Origin of the sequence: Frankia sp. AgKG'84/4 (assembly GCF_023242965.2) — a bacterium.
Taxonomy (GTDB): domain Bacteria; phylum Actinomycetota; class Actinomycetes; order Frankiales; family Frankiaceae; genus Frankia.
Genome location: NZ_JALKFU020000518.1, coordinates 1 through 3,910, shown reverse-complemented (window position 1 = coordinate 3,910; position 3,910 = coordinate 1). Strand labels below are relative to the sequence as shown.

The following is a 3,910-nucleotide window of genomic DNA, read 5'->3' as shown; positions in this document are numbered from 1 at the left end:
GCGCCGGGCGGCGCGCCCGCCGGTCGCGGTGGCGCCGGTCCAGGTGGGCGCCGTGGACCCCGACCCCAGGGTGACGCTGTCGCCCCGGCCGCTGAGGCCCACTAGGTGGACCAGTGCCGGCAGCAGGATCACCCGCACGACCAGCGCGTCGAGGATCACGCCGACGGACAGCCCGACGCCGAGCAGCTTCATGATCCGCACAGGCTGGTCCGCGAGCGACAGGAACACCGCCACCATGATCATGTTAGTGGCGACGACGACGTGGCCGACGTCGGCGTGGCGACTGCTGATCGCCTGGGTCTGGTCGCGCTCCCCCGCCGCGCCCCACAGCCGGCTGAGCATCGTCAGGTGCATGCCGACCGCCAGCCCGAACACGATGATCATGATCAGGCCGAGGACGAACGGCTCGATCGGCCCGGACCGCACGCCCATCGCCCCGGTGAACGTGCCCTTGACGAAGATGGTGGTGATCACGCCGAGGGTAGCCGCGAGGGCGAGCAGGCTGGCGCCCATCACCGCGACGCTGTGCCGCAGCGAGCGCAGCGCGATGCCGACCGTCAGCCCGACCATGAGCAGTTCCAGGCCGACGAACACGGGCAGGATCCGGATGAACCGCGCGGAGGCGTCGTCGAAGATCGCGCTCTGGCCACCGATGTAGACCTTCAGGGAGGTGCCCCTGGTGACGGCGGGCACCGTCTGCGTCCGCATCCGGTGGATCAGCGCGCTGACCGACTCCGACCGCGGCGCGTCCTGCGAGATGACCTGGATCATCTCGCCGTCGACCTTGTCGTTGCGCAGCGAGAGGAACGCGCGCTGCACCCCGGGGGTGGCCTTCAGCGCGTCGAGGAGGTGGGTGGAGGCGTCCGGCGGGGAGGCCGCCAGGCCCGTGGCGACGACGACGATCGGGCTGTTGAGCCCGGGGATGAACTGGTCGCTGATCACGTCGAAGGCCCGCCGGGTGGTGGTCGAGGTCTCGTCGACGCCGCCGTCGGAGCCGCCGAGGCGCAGCCCGGCGACCGGCAGCGCGAGCACCACCAGCAGCAGCACCGCCGCGCCGGCGTAGATCCGCGGGTGGCGGCCGAGCGTGCCGGCCCACCAGGAGCGCAGGCCCGGGCGTACCGGCAGGCCGGCACCGGTGGCGCGCAGCTGGGTCCGCTCGACCCAGACGAGCAGCCCGCGCCCGGCGATGTGCAGCGCCGCCGGGAGCAGGGTGGCGACGGCGAGGATGCTCACCACGGCGGTGGCGAAGCCGGCCAGCGCGATACCGGCCAGGGTGTTGAGGTGCAGCGCGCTGGTCGCGAGCATGACCAGCCCGAGGACGAGGCCACCGCCGAGGGTCGCCCGGCCGGGGCGGCGCATCGCCGCCCGCACGGCGTCGGGTGGTGCCAGGCCCGCCCGCAGGCCGTTCTGGGCGCGGTTGACGATCACCACAGCGCTGCCCAGGCTCATCCCGAACGCGAGCACCACGGCGAGCAGCGGCGCGAGCGCCATCATGCTGGCCCGGTGCGAGAGCAGGGTGACCGCGACGATCGACCCGACCACCGAGGCCACGCCGACGAGGCCGCACACCGCCACGGCCGCGGGTGATCGGACCGTCAGCGCGAGCAGGATCAGGGCGAGGGCGAGACCGATCAGGATCGGCCCCGGCGAGATCGCCGCCTGTGTGACCGCGGTCGAACCCGGGCCGATGACGTCGACCTGCAGGTCCGGGCCGTTGTAGGCGGCGATGGTGTCCATCAGGTGATGGATCGCGACGGTGTCCGGCGCGGTCGCCGAACCCTTCATCAGCACCGCGAAGATCAGCGCGTGACCGTCCGCGCTCAGCGGCGAGCCACCGATCGGCAGCGCGCCAGCGGGGCTGTAGGGATCGAACGCCGCCGCGACGCCGGGGATCTTGCCGATCCGGGCGATCATCTCGGTGACCCGGGCGCGGACCTCCGGCGCCTGCACGGTGCCCTGGCGGGCCCGCACGGTGACCGTCTCGTTGTCCGGCAGGCCGTCATTGCCCAGGACCTTGCCCACGAGGTCGAGCGCGTGCGCGGACTCGGCGCCGGCGTTGCCGAGGTCCAGGGAATACCGCGAGCCGGCGTTCTGGACCGCGCTGAGCCCGGCGATCATCGCCACGAGCCACACCGCCACGACCAGCCAGCGGTTCCGCTGGCACCAGCGGACCAGTAGCGCCACGAACCTCTCCTCGACACACAGACCCGAGCGTTTGGACGGTTTGGGAGGAATGGGAAATTCGTCCCATCGCCAATCTGGCCCGGCGATCGCTCGGCGTCAACGCGTTCTGTCGCTGCGGCGCCGAGATCGGCACTCCGGTGGCGGCCGGGGGCACCGATCCGAGGGTTCACGGTCCCGAGTGACGAATTTCTGGACCTTCGCTGGCAACAGACTGCCAAGATCAAGCGATCCACAACGCGATGTGCATTAGTTGCCAAATATGGGTGCTTGCGCCACTATCGAACGCTTTTCGCAATGCCCACACAATGGACGTGTGACGATCGGTCCGCCAACCCCCCGCTCCCCTGGAGCTGGCACCGAAAGGACGGACGTCCCGATGTCGGTCACCGCAACCGTGTCCACCGAGAACGACCAGGACCTCCCCTCGTTTCCGTTTCCGGATACCTTCTCCCCGCACCCCAGCGGACATCTCGCGGAGCTGGCCCGCTCGGCACCGGCGCACCGGGTCCGGTTCGGACCGGGACAGGTCCCGATCTGGCTGGTCGTGCGGTACGCGCCGGCCCGGGCGATGCTCGCCGACCCGCGTTTCTCCCGCACCCGCACGCTGGAGTTCAACCCGCCGCTGACCGCCGGACAGATCCCCGACCCGAACTCGCTGCTCTGGCTCGACCCGCCGGCGCACACTCGGATCCGCGGCCTGGTCAACGCCGGCTTCGCCCACCGCCGCATCGAGCGGATGCGGGCCGGGATCGCCGCCGCGGCGCGGGCCCGCATCGACGCGATGATCGCCCAGGGCGAGCCGGGCGACCTGCGCGATCTCGCCTTCCACCTGCCGATCGAGGTGATCTGCGAGCTGCTCGGCGTGCCCGGCCTCGACCGGGAGAAGGTCCGTACCTGGAGCGCGTCGCTGTTCCGTTTCCACCTCGACCCCGCCGGCGCCGCCGCCGGGCTCGGGGCGCTGTAGGGCTACGTGGGTGAACTCTGCCGCGCGCGCCGCGCGGCGCCGCGGGCCGACGGTGAGCCCACCGGCCTGCTCGACGTCGTCCTCGCCGCCAACGACGCCCAGGCCGCGGCCGCTGACGGCGACCCGCTGACCGACGCGGAGCTGCACTCGCTGGCGATGACGCTGCTCATCGGCGGTTTCGAGACGACCGGTGGGGTCATCACCAACGTGATCACCACGCTGCTGGCCGACCGGTCGCACTGGGAGTCGCTCGTTGCCGACCCCTCCGGGCTGCCGGGCGCGGTCGAGGAGCTGCTGCGCTACCACCCGCTGTCGATGACGTTCCCGCGGGTCGCGACCGAGGACGTCGACCTCGGCGGGTTTGTCGTGCGCGCCGGCGAGGTCGTCGTGGTGCCGCTGGCGGCGATGAGCCGCGACCCCGAGGTCTTCACCGACCCCGACCGGCTCGACCTCACCCGCGAGCCCGTCACGAACCTGACCTTCGGCCACGGCCCGCACCACTGCATCGGCGCCCACCTGGCTCGGGTGGAGCTGACCGAGACGCTCGCGGCCCTGCTCGAGAAGCTCCCCGGGCTGCGCCTCGCGGTACCCGCGGACGAACTGACCTACGAGCTCAAGGCGCCGATCGGCCGCCCGCAGACGCTGCCCGTGCACTGGTGACGCGCTGCGCCGGCCGGGCCCTCACCCGGCCCGGCCGGCGGCGGTCCCACCCGCGCGGGCGCGGGGGGCGGCAATTTAGCCAAACCCGCCCCCCTGTGTCCG

Annotated in this window: 3 protein-coding genes; 2 read left to right on the top strand and 1 reads right to left on the bottom strand. The window is 72.2% G+C overall.

All coding sequences use genetic code 11. From position 1 onward, the window contains the following. Positions 1-2,184 (bottom strand): MMPL family transporter (locus tag MXD58_RS22385; protein WP_250609867.1); only part of this gene is annotated, 2,184 nt, incomplete at its 3' end. A gap of 376 nt (positions 2,185-2,560) precedes the next feature. Here MXD58_RS22385 and MXD58_RS22380 point away from each other — a divergent pair. Both MXD58_RS22380 and MXD58_RS22375 read left to right on the top strand, forming a co-directional pair. Next, positions 2,561-3,148, top strand: coding sequence for a cytochrome P450 family protein (locus MXD58_RS22380; RefSeq protein WP_250609866.1), 588 nt, complete (start codon positions 2,561-2,563; stop codon positions 3,146-3,148). 6 nt (positions 3,149-3,154) lie between these two features. Then, positions 3,155-3,808, top strand: coding sequence for a cytochrome P450 (locus MXD58_RS22375; RefSeq protein WP_250609865.1), 654 nt, complete (start codon positions 3,155-3,157; stop codon positions 3,806-3,808). Positions 3,809-3,910: the final 102 nt, after the last annotated feature.

Coding starts and splice junctions, on each gene's coding strand:
- MXD58_RS22380 (WP_250609866.1), top strand. CDS start 2,561: ATGTCGGTCACCGCAACCGTGTCCACCGAGAACGACCAGGACCTCCCC.